Genomic DNA, 14,837 nt, shown 5'->3' with positions numbered 1-14,837 from the left:
CCGTCGTCCCCGCCCTGCGGGTCGTCGACACCGTGAATGCGGTCGACGACGCGGGCGTGGTGACCGGCACCCCCGATCGCGCCCACCTGCGCGCCATCCAGACTCCCCAGGGCTTCGCCGCCGACCTGCTGCGCGAGGCGTACGCCACCGAGGTCGGCGCGACCGACGACGCCGGCCTGGTCGAACGCCTCGGCGTCGCTGTGCGCACCGTCACGGGCGACCCGCTCGCCTTCAAGATCACGACCCCGCTCGACCTGCGCCTGGCTGAAGCACTGTGCGCCGATCGAGTGCCCGCTGCGGGCGACCCTGCAGTCGGTGGGGCCGACACCGGCGCCCGCGGAGCGGAGGCTGCGCGCCCGGCCGACGCCCCCACTCCTCCCCTCGCGGAGTGCCCCGGCCAGGCGGTCGTCCGATGAGAGTCGGTATCGGCAGCGACGTGCACCCCATCGAGCCCGGCCGCCCCTGCTGGATGGCGGGTCTGTTGTTCCCCGACGCAGACGGCTGCGCCGGGCACTCCGACGGTGACGTCGCCGCGCACGCCCTGTGCGACGCGCTGCTCTCCGCCGCCGGTCTCGGTGACGTCGGCGCGGTCTTCGGCGTCGGCCGCCCGGAATGGGCCGGTGTCACCGGTGCCGCCATGCTCACCGAGGTCCGCAGGCTGCTGGCCGAAGAAGGCTTCGAAGTCGTCAACGCCGCCGTGCAGGTCATCGGCAATCGACCGAAGATCGGCCCGCGCCGCGCCGAGGCTCAGAAGATGCTCAGCGAATTACTCGACGCCCCCGTTTCGGTGTCGGGCACGACCACCGACGGGCTCGGCCTGACCGGTCGAGGCGAGGGCGTGGCCGCCATCGCCACCTGTCTGCTGGCGGAGTGTCCGCAGCCCTGACGGGCCGGAAATTCTCCGCCTGATCAACGCCGCTTCCCACGCTCGGCGAATCGTTGCGAGCCACGAACCGGCCGGTCATCCTCACACACATCCCACCGACTAGGATCGAATGCCGTGACCTTGCGCCTTTTTGACACCGACACGCGGACCCTGCGGGAATTCACCCCGCTGGTCCCCGGCCGTGCCTCGGTGTATCTGTGTGGGGCCACCGTGCAGGGTCAGCCCCATATCGGGCACGTGCGCAGCGGCGTCGCCTTCGACGTGCTGCGCCGCTGGCTGCTCGCGCACGACTACGACGTGTGGTTCATCCGCAATGTCACCGATATCGACGACAAGATCCTGAACAAGGCCGCCGAGGCGGGCAGGCCGTGGTGGGAGTGGGCCGCCACGCACGAGCGCGCCTTCGACTCCGCCTACGAGATGCTCGGCGTGCTGCCGCCCTCGGCCGAACCGCGCGCCACCGGCCACATCACCCAGATGGTCGGGCTGATGCAGCGGCTGATCGAGCGCGGGCACGCCTACGCCGCCGACGGCGACGTCTACTTCGACGTGCTGAGCTGGCCCAGCTACGGCGAGCTGTCCGGCCACAGACTCGACGACGTGCACCAGGGCGAGACCCCGACCCGCGGCAAGCGCGACCCCCGCGACTTCACGCTGTGGAAGGCCGCCAAGCCGGGCGAGCCGAGCTGGCCATCGCCGTGGGGCCCCGGCCGCCCCGGCTGGCACCTGGAATGCTCCGCGATGGCCGAGTTCTATCTCGGCCCCGAATTCGATATCCACTGCGGTGGAATGGATTTGATTTTCCCGCACCACGAGAACGAGATCGCCCAGTCCAAGGCGTCCGGCGACGGTTTCGCGCGTTACTGGCTGCACAACGGCTGGGTGACGATGGGCGGGGAGAAGATGTCGAAGTCGCTCGGCAATGTGCTCTCGGTGCCGAATGTGCTCAGCCGGGTTCGCCCGGTCGAATTGCGTTTCTACTTGGGCAGCGCGCATTACCGTTCGATGCTCGAATATTCCGACAAAGCGCTCGACGACGCGGTCGCCTCGTATCAGCGCATCGAGGCATTCGTCCATCGCGTGCTGGACCGGGCGGGCGAGGTCCCGGTCGGTAAATGGACCGACGGATTCGCCGCCGCGCTCGACGACGATCTGGCGATTCCGAAGGCGCTGGCCGAAATCCACCATGTGGTGCACGAGGGCAATCGCGCGCTGGAGGCCGGCGCGGTCGAGACCGCGGCCGAGCTGGCCGGCCAGGTCCGCGGGATGCTCGGCATCCTCGGCGCCGACCCGCTCGACGCGCACTGGTACACCCCCGGCGACAACTCGGCGGCGATCGACGCGCTCGATGTGCTGGTCCGCTCCGAGCTGGATCGCCGGGCGAGCGCGCGGGCGGACAAGAACTGGGCAGAAGCCGATGCCGCACGGGATCGGCTCGTCGCAGCGGGTATCGAGGTCACCGATACCCCGCAGGGGCCGGAATGGTCGCTGGGCGCATCTAGCGGAAAGGCGAACTGATGGCAGGCAATTCACAGCGACGCGGAGCGATCAGGAAGGGCGGCACCAAGAAGGGTGCCGTCGTCGGTTCCGGCGGCAAGCGCCGCCGCGGTCTGGAGGGCAGGGGCGCGACCCCGCCCGCCACGGAGCGCACCAAGCATCCCGCCGCCAAGCGCGCCGCGGCCGCCGCGAAAGCCAAAGCGGCGCAGTCGCGTCCGTCCGGTAAGGCCGGTGTGCCGCGGGTCGGCCGCAAGTCCGACGACGGTCCCGAGCTGGTGCTCGGCCGCAACCCGGTGCTCGAGTGCCTGCGCGCCGATGTCCCCGCGACCGCGCTGTTCGTGGCCGTCGGCACCGAGAACGACGACCGGCTCTCCGAGAGCGTGCAGCGCGCCGCCGACCTCGGCATCTCGATCCTGGAGGTGCCGCGCACCGATCTGGATCGGTTGAGCGCCAACGGTTGGCACCAGGGCGTCGCCCTGCAGGTGCCGCCGTACCGCTACGCGCACCCCGACGACCTGATGGACCGGGTGAAGACCTCCGGCGAGCCAGGGTTGCTCGTCGCCCTGGACAACATCTCCGATCCGCGTAACCTCGGCGCGGTCATCCGCTCGGTGGCCGCGTTCGGCGGTCAGGGCGTGGTGATTCCGCAGCGTCGCAGTGCCAGCGTCACCGCGGTGGCGTGGCGCACCAGCGCCGGCGCCGCGGCCCGGCTGCCCGTCGCCAGGGCGACCAACCTGACCCGCACGCTCAAGGACTGGGCCGCGCAGGGCTTCCAGATCGTCGGTCTCGACGCCGGTGGCGACACCGCCCTCGACGAATTCGACGGCAGCGTGCCGACGGTCGTCGTGGTCGGTTCCGAGGGCAAGGGCCTGTCGCGCCTGGTTCGGGAGAACTGCGACTCGATCCTGAGCATCCCGATGGCCGGTCCGGTCGAGTCGCTCAACGCCTCGGTCGCCGCCGGTGTGGTCCTCGCGGACATCGCCCGACAGCGCCGTCTGGGCTGACTCCGCGCGGTTTCCGGGCAAATCCGCTCTGTCACCGTAGAATTCGGTACGTGGCGATACCCAACCAGCCGATCGGTGAGACGGTCGAGCACCCGCAGGCCAACCTGATCCTCGTGCTCGGGCTGCTCAGCCCGTTCTGCTGCGGGATCTTCGGGCCGGTCGCGTGGGTGCTCGGCAAGCGGGCGCTCAACGAGATCGACGCGTCTTACGGCGCGCTGTCCGGGCGCTCCCAGGTGACGATCGGGTACATCGCGGGCATCATCGGCACCATCCTCATGGTGCTGTTCGCGTTGCTGTACCTGGCGGGATCCTGCAACGGTAATTTCTGAGCGTCAGTCCAGGCTGGGACGTTCCTCGGGGACGTCCCAGGCAGGCCATTCGGTGCTGACGCGGCCCGTCCACTTCGGCTGACGCCGTTCCTTGAACGCGGCCATCGCCTCGCCGCCGTCGACGCTCTTGGCGACGTGGGTGTTGAGCTCGGTTTCGAGCTGCCCGACGACGGCCGGCGTCATGCCGAGGCTCTCCCAGATCAGCCGCTTGGTCAGCGCGACCGGCAGCGGCGCGGGCCCGTTGGCGATGTCGTGGGCCACCGACAGCGCGGTCGGCAGCACCTCGCCGGCGGGCAGGCTGGCATTGGCCAGGCCCATCGACTTGGCCTCCTCGCCGTCGAAGGTGCGCCCGGTCAGCATGATGTCGGCGGCATTGGCCAGCCCTGCCAGCCGCGGCACCGTCCAGTGCGCGTAGCCGTCGGCGAGCACGCCACGGCGCACCTGGCTGAGTCCGTAGACGGCGTCGTCGGCGAAGTACCGCAGGTCGCACTGCAGCGCCAGCGCCAGGCCGATCCCGACCGCGTGGCCGTTGACGGCGGCGATCACCGGCTTGCGGACCTGCCACGGCGGCGGATCGAGGGTGGCGCTCACCTCGCCCGCGCGGGCGGACAGATCGGCGCCGGCGCAGAAGGCGGGCGCGGTGCCGGTGATGACGACGGCGCGGATCGCGTCCTCGATGTCGCAGCGGTGCAGCGCGGCGCTCAGCTCGGCAGCCATCTTCTCGGTGACGGCGTTCTGCTGCGCGGGACGATTGAGCGTGAGCACGGCGACCCCGGCAGAGACATCGACGAGCAGTTCCGAACTCATCGGACTGTCCTCGAGGAAGCCCGCTGTGGGGAGGAATCGGGGTTGAATGTTCTTTTGGTACTCGACATAGGTTCTCACCACTTCCAGAGTTGCGCCGCCGATTGCGGCGACGAAGTACGAGTTGGTCAGCAGGATGGGTAGACGGGCCTTGAGCGCAGGGAACTGGGTCGGGCATCGTTCCAGCTCGACAATATGGGCGCCCGTTGACACCTCGTGGATGATCTGTACGAGGCGCGTTTTACTTCGCCCGCCGATGACTGGCCTGCGGAATTTCGGGCATCACGCGGCATGGTAGGTGCAGCGGTAGACGACATTATTGTGGGGACGGGCAGCGTCCGCCCCGGGATCGGATGCGCCGATACTGTATTTTGTCGGCCATGGGGGAAGTCGTCCGCTACACCTACCGTCTGCGCCCGGGTGCTATGGCACAGCGGGCGCTTATGGACGAGTGGCATCGCTGCCGGTTCCTGTGGAACGAGGCCGTGCATCAGCAGCGCACCGGCGGCAAACCGACCTTCTCGCGGCTGTCGAAGATGCTCACCCAAGCCCGCGCCCGTAGCGTCTGGCTGCGAGCGGGGTCTCAGGTAGCCCAGCAGCAGACGCTGCGCACCTACGCCCAGGCGCTGGATCACTCGTTCACAGTAAAAGGGCGCGACAAGCCGGTCGTCAAGGCCCGCAGGACGGCGCTGCCGTCGATGGAGTACACCACTCGGGGTTTCTCGATCCGAGACCGTCGGTTGCGGTTGCCGGGCAAGGTGTCGATCCCGGTGGTGTGGTCGAGGGAGCTGCCCTCGGAACCGACCTCGGTTCGCGTTTACCGAGACTCGCTCGGGCACTGGTACGCCTCGTTCGTTGTACGCCGCCCCATCGAGCCCGCACCGGCCGCGATGGGTGGCATCGGTATCGATTGGGGTGTGTCCACGACCGCGACCACCACCAGTCCCGCCCACGACCTGCCCTATCAAGGGTTTCGCCGCCGGTGCGCGGCCGAACTGGCTCGGGCACAACGCAAGATGGGCCGCCGCAGACGACCTCGCGGCCATACCCCCAGCAACGGCTACCTGCAGGCGCGGCGTGACGCCGCCCGACTGCACAAGAAGGCCGCCCGGCAGAACACGCATGCCGCGCGGGTGTGGGCGCGGCGTGTGGTGGCCGACTATCACACGATCGCCATTGAGGACTTCACGCCGAGGTTTCTCGCGCGTTCCACAATGGCCCGCAAGGCGGCCGACGCTGCTATCGGCGCTGCCAAGCGCGAGTTGATCGAACGTGCCAGGCGGGCGGGTCGGAAGGTGGTGTTGGTTCCGCCCGCGTATACGACGATGACCTGCGCGAGTTGTGGTGCGAGAGCCAAGCAGCGGCTTGCGTTGGATGTGCGTGTTTTCCGGTGTGACGCTTGCGGTCACGCCGCGGACCGAGACCGCAACGCTGCCAGAGTGATTTTGGCGGCCACGGGAGAACTCGACCGTGTCAGTGTTGACGACGTAAGACATTGTCGGCCTCCCTCCGGGGTGGTTGATGGTGCGGTCCGAGCTGGAAATCCCCCGGCTTCAGCCGCAGGGAAGGGTTAAGGGATCGAATGGTACTAGCGTCGTCAGCGGCCGGATGTGGCACCGCCCGGCCGCCTCGCTATTCGCGGAGAAGGTGCCTGCCGATGGCGTACTTGTGGACTTCGGTCGGACCGTCGTAGAGCCGAAACGCGCGCATGTCCCGGAACAGCATCTCCACCACCGTCTCGTCGCTGATCCCGATCCCGCCGAGCACCTGCACACACCGGTCGGTGACCTTGAACAGCTCCTCGGAGACGTAGGACTTGGCCATCGAGGATTCGTGCCTGGCCTGCTGTCCCTGATCCATCAGCCAGCAGCTGTGCCAGATGGTCAGCCTGCACTGGTGCAGCGCCACCTCGTTGTCGGCGAGCATGAACGACACGCCCTCGTGTTCGCCGATCGGCTTGCCGAAGGCGGTGCGGGTGCGCGCGTAGTCGAGCGCGATGCTCTGGGCGCGTACGGCCGCGCCCAGCCAGCGCATGCAGTGGGTGAGCCGGGCGGGCGCCAGCCGCAGCTGGGCGTAGCGCAGGGCCTGGCCGGTGCGACCGAGCACGGCCGACGGTGGCAGCGTGAGGTTCTCGAATCGCACCACCGCGTGCCCGCCGACGTAGTTGCGGTCCATCGTGTTCATGATCCGCTCGATCACGATGCCCTCGGTGTCGCCGTCGGTGAGGAACAGCGTCGGCCCGGCGGGCAGGTGCGGGTTCTCGGCAAGGCGAGCCATGATGATCCAGGTCTTGGCCCCGTCGGCGCCGGTGATCAGCCACTTGCGCCCGTTGACGACGAAGTTCTCCCCGTCGAACACCGCCTCGGTGCTCAGCTGGCCGGGATCCGAGCCGGCGCCGCCGGGTTCGGTCATCGCGAACACCGAGCGCTGCTCACCCCGAATCACCGGCATCAGATACCGGTCGACCTGATCCGGGTCGGCGATCTTGCCGAGCAGGAACATATTGCCCTCGTCGGGCGCGGCGCAGTTCATCGCGACCGGGCCCAGCGTCGACCAGCCCGCGGCCTCGTAGACGAGCGCCTGCTCGACATGGGATAGCCCGAGCCCGCCGTATTCGACCGGCGCCTGCACTGTGAGCAGCTTCTCCGCCCGCGCCAGCTCGACGAGTTCGGCCCGCAGTTCGTCGGTCGGCCCGTGCGCGGTGAGGCGCGGATCGCGTTCGAACGGCACGATCTGCTCGGCGACGAAGGCGCGAACCCGATCCCGCAGCGCGGCCAGATCATCCGGAACACTGAAGTCGATCATGCTGGACATTCTGCGTGTCGGCGGGCGGGGTTCGTGGGTGATTGATCAGGGCGCCTGACTGCGCACCGCCTCGCTGGCCCGCGGGCCTGTTCGGGTGGTTGCGCGGTATTCCCCGGACCCCCGCCCCGATGGAGCCCTCGTCCAACACCGCTGTCCCCGCTTCGTGGTGGTGCACGGTGGTTGTCGCGGTCGTCTGCGTCAGAGCGGTTGGCTCGCAACGGTTGTCCAGCACACCGGAGAGCTATACGGTCTAGCTATGGCCGAGCATTCATCCTGCCCGCACGACGCCGTGTGTCGCCGCATCCTCGGACGCCCGGAGAATGCTGCCTCCGAGCTGCGGTCGATGTTGCCGGAATCGTTCGTCGCACAGGTGGACTGGGCGACAGAACCGGCGAAGTTCGACGAGCTGCTCGACCAGCTGGAGCCGCAGGTGAAGGAGGCCATCGTGACAACCGCTGAAATGCTCGAGGCTCGCGGCGAGGCTCGCGGCGAGGTCCGGGGTGAAGCCCGGGGCGAAGTCCGGGGTAAGACGCAAGCGCTGTTGCGTCAACTCGGTCTCAAGTTCGGTGAGCTCCCCGAGCCGGTGATCGCCAAGGTGCGCGCGGCTGAGAACGCGGACCGGGACCGGTGGATCGATCAGATCCTGACCGCGACAACGATCGAGGAGGCCCTCGCCTGACCTTCGCCGGTCGTGCGGGAAGCGGTGGTCGCCAGATCAGCGCGCAATGGCGAGCCGGCGGTTGCGGTGGCCGACGAACCGGCACACCAGGTAGATGGTGAACGAGATCCCCGTGACGAAGGTCGACACCGGCACACCCGGCGCCAACGACAACAGCAACCCGCCCACCGCGGACACCTCGGCGAAGATCACCGACAGCACCGTCGCCCGCAGCGGACTCGCGGTCAGCTGCGCGGCAGCGGCAGCCGGGGTGATCAGCAGCGCGAGCACCAGCAGCGCGCCGACGATCTGCACGCCGAACGCGGCGGTGATGCCGAGCAGCACGGCGAACACCACCGACAGCGCCCGCACCGGCACGCCACGCGCGATCGCGACCTCGGGATCGGAGCTGGCGAACAGCAGCGGCCGGTAGACCACGGCCAGCACCGCGAGCACGGCCGCGGTGCAGGTGACCAGCAGCGCAAGCCCGTCGTAGCCGACGCTGGCGACCTGCCCGGTCAGCAGCGAGAACTTCGACCCGGCCCGGTCGGGCGCGAGCCACAGGAACAGCACCGACAGGCCGAGCCCGAACGAGAGCACCACCGCGATCACCGAATCACGCTCGCGCGCACGGGAACCCAGCCAGCCGAACAGCACCGCCGCGACCACCGAACCCGCGATCGCGCCGATCCCGACTCCGACACCGGCCAGCAGCGCCGCCGACGCGCCGGTCAGCGAGAGCTCGCTGGTGCCGTGCACGGCGAACGACATCTGCCTGCTCACGATCAGCGGCCCGATCAGCCCGGCGAGCAGACCGAGCAGTGCGCTCGCCAGCAGCGCCTGCTGCACGAAGTCGTAGGTGAGCAGGTCGGCGGTGGTGCCGACGTCGAACATCTGGTGCAGGACCTTGGTGAGCTTGTCCATCAGGCGGTACCGCCGAGAGCGTCCATGTCGTCGCCGGTCCCGACGACGACCAGCCGGTCGCGCACGCGCAGCACCTCGACCTCGGTGCCGTAGAGCTCGGAGAGCGTCGCCGAGGTCATCACCTCGTCGGGCGTGCCGATCCGGAACTCGCCGTCGACGAGGTAGAGCACCCGGTCGACCAGCGGCAGGATCGGGTTGATCTCGTGGGTGACGAACAGGACCGCCGTGTCGTGCTCGCGGCGGCGCTTGTCGACGAGTTCGGCGACCAACCGCTGATTGGCCAGGTCCAGGCTGAGCAGCGGCTCGTCGCACAGCAGCACCGACGGATCGCCGACCAGTGCCTGCGCCACCCGCAGCCGCTGCTGTTCACCACCGGAGAGCGTCTCTAGCGGTGCGTGCGCGAAACCCTGCGCCCCGACCGCGGCGACGGCGGCCTCGACCTTGCGCGCCCGTTCGCCGCGACCACGCCAGCCCAGCCCCCATCGATGTCCGTCGACCCCGAGCCCGACGAGATCGACCCCGCGCAACTGCACACCCGCGTCGATGGTCTTCTGCTGCGGGACATAGCCGATACCGGGATTGCCGACATCGGCCTGCTTGCCCGCGACCTCCGCGGTGCCCGCCGTCAGGCCGAGCTTGCCGAGCAGCACCCGCAGCAGCGAGGTCTTGCCGGAACCGTTGGGGCCGAGGACCGCGATGAATTCCCCCGGCGCCACATCGAGGTCGAGGTCGCGCCAGAGGGTGCGCGCGCCGAAGGACAGGGTGGCCCCGCGCAGCCGGATGGCCGCGGTGGCGGATTCCGCCGGTGCCGTGACGGTCAGCGCTGCTTCCTTCGACGTGGACATGGCGGGCCTCAGCGCAACGCCGCGGCGAGCGCCTTGGCGTTCGCGGTCTGCCACTGGACGTAATCCATACCGGCGGGCAGGGTCTCGGTGACCTCGACGACCGCGATGCCCGCGGTCTGCGCGGTGGCGCGCAGGTCCTGGGTGATCTTGTCCTCGGTCTGGCTGTTGTAGATCAGCGCCTTGACCTGCTTGCCGGTGATCAGGTCGCGGGTGGCGGCGACGGCGGCCGGGGCCGGGTCGGTCTCCTGCTCGATCGCTTCCTGGAACTCGTGCGGGGTCTTGTCCTGCGCGGTCGCGGCCACCAGCAGGTAGTGCGCGAGCGGCTCGGACTGGGCGACCGGCGCGTTCGGATGCTGGGTGGCGATGGTGCCGGTGATGGTGCTGACGCCGATCAACTGGTTCTTGAAGGTGGTCGCCCGCTCGGCATAGGCGGCGGCATTGGCGCTGTCGATCTCGCCGAGCTGGGCGGCGATCCGGTCGGCCACGGCGGCGACGGTGCTGACGTCGTACCAGACGTGCTCGTTCTCGTCGCTCTTGTCGGCCCGCTGCTCGAACGCCACGACGGTCCGCTTGTCCTTACCGGAGATCGCCTTCTCGATGAACTCGTCGTAGTGCCCGCCGTTGAACACCACCAGATCGGCATCGCTGATCTTGGCGGTGTCGGTCGCGGAGGTCTCGAACGAGTGTGGGTCGGCGGCGGGATCGCTGATGATCGAGGTGACCTGCACATCGGGCCCGGCGACAGCCGTCGCGATGGAACCCCACACATTCGTGGACGCCACGATCGACAGACCATCGGTGCCCTTCGAGCCGTCGCCGCAGGCAGTGAGCACGACCGCGGCCGCGACTCCCGCCGTGAGACCGGCACACACGCGGGCGAATCGACTGTTCACGCAGTACTCCTGGCCGTGCTCGATCAGGCAGCCTGTGCCCTAGATCATAATGGAAACCGTTACCGTTTTAGATTAGCAGTATGCCTGCTGATCAGCGAACTAGGCTGCGATCCGTCCGATTGATATACTGAATCGAGAGTTTGATATCAACTCGTGGAGGCTGTTCGATGGCTCGCACTGTGATCGACCTGGACGATGAGGCTCTGCAAGAGGCGGCTCGCTATCTGGGAACCACGACTAAACGTGAGACCGTCAACGCGGCTCTGCGTGAGATCGTCGATCGGCGGCGGCGGGCGGCCGCGATCGCGCGCATGCGCGAGATGGTCGCGGCCGGGGAGATTGATTTCGATCGCGAAGGTCGTCGTCGCGGCTCTGTAGCGTGACCGAGCGCTACCTGGCGGACACCAGTGCCCTGGTCCGGTTCTTTCGTGGACAGATCGGGGCGGAGTGGGATCAAGCCGTCAGTTCCGGGTTGGTCGGGATCTGCGAACCCGTCCGACAGGAGTATCTGCGCGCAGTTGGTGGTCGACCGGCCTACTACGAGGCAGCCGGCCTGCTCCATGAGATCTTTCCGTACTACCCGATGCCGGACTCGTGCTGGACCGAGTCGGCCGCCCTGCAGGAGCGACTCGCGGAGGCCAGTCTGCACCAAAGCGCTGGGCCGGTGGATCTCCTCGTCGCCGTCACCGCGGCCCATCACAAGCTCACCGTGCTCCACGCTGACACCGACTACGACACCATCGCCACCCTGACCGGCCAACCGGCTCGCCGCATCGACAGATCCACAGGCTGATCGGTGGTGGTCCGTGCTTCAGTGGTCCAGCTGGGCGAACAGCGCCTCGGCGTCCGAGCGCCTGCCGATGAGCAGGGAGGCCTCGACCAGCCAGGCGGCGCACAGGTGGAATCCGCCCTCGCCGCCGGGCAGTCCGTCGTCGTGGTGTTAGCGGTAGACCGTTGCGCCGCTGCGCAATTCGGCCTCGGTCGCGATGGGTTGCGGCGAAATGCGAGTCGTCCAGATCTATCCGCCCGCGATACCATCGCGGACTATGAGCACCCCAGGGGGAGAGAACGGGGCCATGTCAGTGGTCCCCGCCAGCGTCCGTGACGTCGGCAACTACGTCTACGGCCTCGCTGACACCTTGCGCCAGGCCCTCGACGCCGCCAGCAGCGAAGTCGAGTCCTGTGCTGGCGGGAGTTGGGCAGGCGCCGCAGCAAGCACCTTCGCGACCGGATGGTCCGAGACCAGAGAAGGCGGCCTGCTGATCATGACCGCTCTCACGACGATGGCCGAGAAGCTCGGCGTGACGGCCGAGACCTACACCCAGCGTGACGAGTCCAACTCGGAGCTGCTCCGAAACTTCAGCCTGAATCTCTAGGAGTCGCCGTGGCAGCCGAATTCAAGGTCGACCTCGACCACCTCGACCAGATTGTCATCAAACTCGCCGGCCTAGCCGGCTTCGTCGCGGACCATCTGGACGTCATCGACGACAAGGTAGCCGAATTGGTGGGCACCGGCTGGGAGGGCGTGGCCGCCGAGGCCTACCGAGTGGCCCACGCGCAGTGGGTAACCGGCGCCCGCGAATTCACCGAAGGCATCCGCGACATGAGCACTGCGGCCAATGCCGCGCACGGCCACTACACCGCCGCGATCGATGTCAATGCCCGCATGCTTGGCGGTGGTCGCTGATGGCCCCATTGGCGGTCGACGCGAACGTGTACTACGAGGCGGCGAAGAAGCTAGCCGACTTGGCCGACGAGATCGGCACCGCTGTCACGCGCGACCTGGCTCCCGGATTGACGTCCACTGCTGGAATGGGCGGAAACTATCCGGCGGTGGTCGCCTGGTGTACTGCCTACTACATGCACGCCAGTGAGCTGCGCACGGTCGTACAAACCTATGCGGGCGCACTGCGCCACTTCGGCGAGATCCTCAACTCGGCTGGATACAACTGGGATGTGGCCGAATACAATGCGGACCTGAATCCGGACAAGGGCGCTGCACCGTCGCATCCGGTCCGTGCCGGAGTCGGTTCGGGTGGGGGCGTCAGTTTTCCGGATATCCCGGTCGCCATAGCCGACAACGGCGCGGGGATGGTAATCACATCCGCCGGGCAGAGCGTGAATTCGCGGCGAGGTACGCCGAACGGTCGCGCTGACGCACTCGCCACAGCGGGCGCCGCCTGGCGCGGATTCGCCGACAGCTACGAGTTGGCGGGCGCGGGCGCGGCGTTGCAAGCGGTACATGATTCGTTCACCGGTGTGCAGGCACCTGAGGTGCCCGACATCCAGGAAGCGATCACAGCTCTACGGGGCGGTGCTGAGCAGATCCGCACGGTCGCAATAGCTCTCGCAGCTGCGGTCTACGCGCATCGCGACAGTCTTGTCGATGCGAGGAACCACCTCGTCTCGAGGGCGGCCGGGGCCTTCCCCGATCATCCCGATGCTCAGATATCGGCAACCTCGGAAACCGCGTCGGTGAAAGTCTCTGTTACCGCCGACTTGAGTGCGGACGATATCGCCGACGCCGAGAACATCCTCGATGCCGTGGCTCGCGGCACGACTTTGTTCGCGGCGCTCGCGGCGGTCGGCGGGAACCGGGGCTTTGTCGACGCGAATGCGTTGAACAGTCTCTCGAAGCTGAAAGCTCTGAACGAATTGCCGTTGATTGTGGAGACGGGCAACCAGGATTCGAACACCGCCCTCATGGACGACCTGGACAATATGGCCACCTGGAACACTCCGCCGCTGACGTTGACTGCTGTCGACCTGAGTGCGTTGGATGCGTACGGCCCACAGATGAAGACCTGGGCGATGCTCGCGGTGCAGTACGGCAACGAGGCGGGAGTTGACCCCCGCCTGGTACTTGCGATGGCACTGCAGGAGGGTGCACCTCTGCGGTCAGGGCTCGGCAGTACCTTCTATGAAGACCTGTCGGGCGGTCCGTCTACTTATCATCCGCGCGAAGGTGGCATTGGCGCAGGGACGATGTGGGACGAGTTCCGAAAGGACACTACGGACTGGAGAGAACGGAGGGAGGGTCGTCCCGACGGCATTGGAAACTCGATCGGCCTAACGAACATGAAGGAAATTCAGTTCGATCAAACAAAGGCAAAGTATCCAGATCAGTTCCAAGGTCAGAATTGGTCGGATCTTGTCGGGAACAATGACCTAGCGATGAAAGCTACTGCGTACAACTTGAAATTGCTGACCGATGATTCGGCATCGCACGCGACCGCCGATGTCCGGGCGAGTCAGCCCTTGAATCAATTCCTCGGTTCCAGCTACAACGCTCTCGGCGTGGTGGACCGGTCGCTATCGGTCGCTGCACACGGCGACACATTCACCCCCGGCGAGCGGGAGCATGGGGAAAGCACCGCGAAGCCTGGCGGAACTTTCGCGTTGGCGGATACCATCTTGCGTGGCACGGGGGCTTACCGATGATTACAGCGTTTGTCCTCTTGGTTGCCCCGTTGTGCTGGCTATTGGTGGCGCGCACGCCCCGAATCCGTCTCCGCATCGGCGTGATTCTGGTGTTGATCGCAGTGGCGAAGCTCGCAGTCCTCGAGGAATGGCTGTTGCCTGACTTGCAGTTGACGACCTTTTCTCTACTTGTCGTGTTCGAAGTGGTAGCCCTGATAGCTGGATTCATTGCCGATGCGAGGGCAGGAAGGCGGCTGTCCCCCACTGTCGTCATCAGCTTGATCCTGGGCTATGCCTACTGCTTCGTCATCCTGGCGGGGACTTTCATGTTCGTCGTGGCTATGGCAGGGGAGCATGCGAGAATGCCGCCCAGCGATATCCTGCCGCCACTGCCACTGGGCCTTACGGTAGTGTCTGACGCTGACATGGGCTGTCACAGTGGGAGTTCCTCTACCTACTGCAATCGTGAGTTCCAAATCGGAAGCACGAATGGTGCTTCTGCCCGTGAGGTCGCCGACATGATGGTCCATCATCTCCAGGACGCGGGCAATTGGCAACTGTCCTATTCCGAGTATTCAAAATGGTGGACCGCTACCCGCCGCGAAGGCTGGGGACTCGACCGCAGCACCATGCACGTGTGGGTCGAGGTTCGGGATGGCAAAGCTCGGGTTGCGTTCGGAGACGAAGCGGCCAACTGAGCGTCGAACTGCCGGTCGGTAGCCGGGCCGGGGGGGGGGGGGGCCCGCCCCGCGGCCGGACGGCCCAGGCGAGC

Annotated in this window: 17 protein-coding genes and 3 pseudogenes; 13 read left to right on the top strand and 7 right to left on the bottom strand. The window is 67.3% G+C overall.

Annotated elements, in window-relative coordinates; genetic code table 11:
- The 5 genes and pseudogenes from ACFWPJ_RS02620 to ACFWPJ_RS02600 form a co-directional block, all read left to right on the top strand.
- Positions 1 to 275: pseudogene (locus ACFWPJ_RS02620) on the top strand (2-C-methyl-D-erythritol 4-phosphate cytidylyltransferase); the annotation flags it as partial.
- A 137-nt stretch (positions 276 to 412) separates the two neighbouring features.
- Positions 413 to 886, top strand: coding sequence for a 2-C-methyl-D-erythritol 2,4-cyclodiphosphate synthase (gene ispF / locus ACFWPJ_RS02615; RefSeq protein WP_378846194.1), 474 nt, complete (start codon positions 413 to 415; stop codon positions 884 to 886).
- A 114-nt stretch (positions 887 to 1,000) separates the two neighbouring features.
- Positions 1,001 to 2,404: a cysteine--tRNA ligase gene (gene cysS / locus ACFWPJ_RS02610; RefSeq protein ID WP_378846191.1), complete on the top strand. Its 1,404-nt coding sequence runs from the start codon at positions 1,001 to 1,003 to the stop codon at positions 2,402 to 2,404.
- Positions 2,404 to 3,387, top strand: a complete 984-nt coding sequence (rlmB, locus tag ACFWPJ_RS02605) for a 23S rRNA (guanosine(2251)-2'-O)-methyltransferase RlmB (protein WP_378846188.1) — start codon at positions 2,404 to 2,406, stop codon at positions 3,385 to 3,387. The genes cysS and rlmB overlap by 1 nt, the downstream gene beginning before the upstream one ends.
- A gap of 50 nt (positions 3,388 to 3,437) precedes the next feature.
- Positions 3,438 to 3,716, top strand: a complete 279-nt coding sequence (locus tag ACFWPJ_RS02600) for a DUF4190 domain-containing protein (RefSeq protein ID WP_378846185.1) — start codon at positions 3,438 to 3,440, stop codon at positions 3,714 to 3,716.
- Positions 3,717 to 3,719: 3 nt separating this feature from the next.
- Here the strand turns inward: ACFWPJ_RS02600 and ACFWPJ_RS02595 are convergent, their stop codons facing one another.
- On the bottom strand, positions 3,720 to 4,523 hold the full coding sequence (locus ACFWPJ_RS02595) for an enoyl-CoA hydratase/isomerase family protein (RefSeq protein WP_378846182.1): 804 nt from the start codon (positions 4,521 to 4,523) through the stop codon (positions 3,720 to 3,722).
- 51 nt (positions 4,524 to 4,574) lie between these two features.
- Positions 4,575 to 4,883 (bottom strand): annotated as a pseudogene (locus tag ACFWPJ_RS02590) (hypothetical protein); the annotation flags it as partial.
- Between the two features lie 17 nt (positions 4,884 to 4,900).
- Between ACFWPJ_RS02590 and ACFWPJ_RS02585 the strand changes: the two are divergent.
- Positions 4,901 to 6,094, top strand: coding sequence for an RNA-guided endonuclease InsQ/TnpB family protein (locus tag ACFWPJ_RS02585; protein WP_378846179.1), 1,194 nt, complete (start codon positions 4,901 to 4,903; stop codon positions 6,092 to 6,094).
- Between the two features lie 58 nt (positions 6,095 to 6,152).
- Here the strand turns inward: ACFWPJ_RS02585 and ACFWPJ_RS02580 are convergent, their stop codons facing one another.
- Complete coding sequence (locus ACFWPJ_RS02580; protein ID WP_378846176.1) at positions 6,153 to 7,325, bottom strand: acyl-CoA dehydrogenase family protein; 1,173 nt, start codon at positions 7,323 to 7,325, stop codon at positions 6,153 to 6,155.
- A gap of 256 nt (positions 7,326 to 7,581) precedes the next feature.
- Here ACFWPJ_RS02580 and ACFWPJ_RS02575 point away from each other — a divergent pair, with 256 nt between their 5' ends.
- Positions 7,582 to 8,004 carry a hypothetical protein gene (locus ACFWPJ_RS02575; protein WP_378846174.1) on the top strand — a complete coding sequence of 141 codons (423 nt, stop codon included), beginning with the start codon at positions 7,582 to 7,584 and terminating at the stop codon, positions 8,002 to 8,004.
- 36 nt (positions 8,005 to 8,040) lie between these two features.
- On the opposite strand, the gene ACFWPJ_RS02570 is transcribed toward ACFWPJ_RS02575, so the two are convergent.
- From ACFWPJ_RS02570 to ACFWPJ_RS02560, 3 genes are read right to left on the bottom strand one after another with little or no spacing between them, the layout of a single operon-like run.
- Positions 8,041 to 8,907: a metal ABC transporter permease gene (locus tag ACFWPJ_RS02570; protein ID WP_378846171.1), complete on the bottom strand. Its 867-nt coding sequence runs from the start codon at positions 8,905 to 8,907 to the stop codon at positions 8,041 to 8,043.
- Positions 8,907 to 9,752 carry a metal ABC transporter ATP-binding protein gene (locus tag ACFWPJ_RS02565; protein WP_378846168.1) on the bottom strand — a complete coding sequence of 282 codons (846 nt, stop codon included), beginning with the start codon at positions 9,750 to 9,752 and terminating at the stop codon, positions 8,907 to 8,909. The genes ACFWPJ_RS02570 and ACFWPJ_RS02565 overlap by 1 nt, the downstream gene beginning before the upstream one ends.
- 8 nt (positions 9,753 to 9,760) lie before the next feature.
- Positions 9,761 to 10,645, bottom strand: a complete 885-nt coding sequence (locus ACFWPJ_RS02560) for a metal ABC transporter solute-binding protein, Zn/Mn family (RefSeq protein WP_378846166.1) — start codon at positions 10,643 to 10,645, stop codon at positions 9,761 to 9,763.
- Between the two features lie 179 nt (positions 10,646 to 10,824).
- Here ACFWPJ_RS02560 and ACFWPJ_RS02555 point away from each other — a divergent pair, with 179 nt between their 5' ends.
- Both ACFWPJ_RS02555 and ACFWPJ_RS02550 read left to right on the top strand, forming a co-directional pair.
- Complete coding sequence (locus ACFWPJ_RS02555) at positions 10,825 to 11,028, top strand: type II toxin-antitoxin system VapB family antitoxin (RefSeq protein WP_378846163.1); 204 nt, start codon at positions 10,825 to 10,827, stop codon at positions 11,026 to 11,028.
- Positions 11,025 to 11,438, top strand: coding sequence for a PIN domain nuclease (locus ACFWPJ_RS02550; RefSeq protein ID WP_378846160.1), 414 nt, complete (start codon positions 11,025 to 11,027; stop codon positions 11,436 to 11,438). The genes ACFWPJ_RS02555 and ACFWPJ_RS02550 overlap by 4 nt, the downstream gene beginning before the upstream one ends.
- Before the next feature lie 27 nt (positions 11,439 to 11,465).
- Here ACFWPJ_RS02550 and ACFWPJ_RS02545 read toward each other — a convergent pair.
- Positions 11,466 to 11,673 (bottom strand): annotated as a pseudogene (locus ACFWPJ_RS02545) (hypothetical protein); the annotation flags it as partial.
- An 18-nt stretch (positions 11,674 to 11,691) separates the two neighbouring features.
- Between ACFWPJ_RS02545 and ACFWPJ_RS02540 the strand changes: the two are divergent.
- From ACFWPJ_RS02540 to ACFWPJ_RS02525, 4 genes are read left to right on the top strand one after another with little or no spacing between them, the layout of a single operon-like run.
- The gene (locus ACFWPJ_RS02540) at positions 11,692 to 12,021 is read left to right on the top strand and encodes a type VII secretion target (protein ID WP_378846157.1); all 330 of its coding nucleotides are present in this window, start codon (positions 11,692 to 11,694) and stop codon (positions 12,019 to 12,021) included.
- A gap of 8 nt (positions 12,022 to 12,029) precedes the next feature.
- Positions 12,030 to 12,332 (top strand): WXG100 family type VII secretion target, encoded by a 303-nt coding sequence (locus ACFWPJ_RS02535; RefSeq protein ID WP_378846154.1) that lies wholly within the window; start codon positions 12,030 to 12,032, stop codon positions 12,330 to 12,332.
- A gap of 8 nt (positions 12,333 to 12,340) precedes the next feature.
- The gene (locus ACFWPJ_RS02530) at positions 12,341 to 14,086 is read left to right on the top strand and encodes a hypothetical protein (protein ID WP_378846151.1); all 1,746 of its coding nucleotides are present in this window, start codon (positions 12,341 to 12,343) and stop codon (positions 14,084 to 14,086) included.
- Positions 14,083 to 14,763 carry a hypothetical protein gene (locus ACFWPJ_RS02525; protein WP_378846148.1) on the top strand — a complete coding sequence of 227 codons (681 nt, stop codon included), beginning with the start codon at positions 14,083 to 14,085 and terminating at the stop codon, positions 14,761 to 14,763. Before ACFWPJ_RS02530 ends, ACFWPJ_RS02525 begins: the two co-directional genes overlap by 4 nt.
- Positions 14,764 to 14,837: the final 74 nt, after the last annotated feature.

The sequence above is a fragment of the Nocardia sp. NPDC058497 genome (assembly GCF_042720195.1).
In the GTDB taxonomy this organism is placed as follows: Bacteria; Actinomycetota; Actinomycetes; order Mycobacteriales; family Mycobacteriaceae; genus Nocardia.
This window is presented reverse-complemented; position numbering and strand designations above follow the sequence as displayed.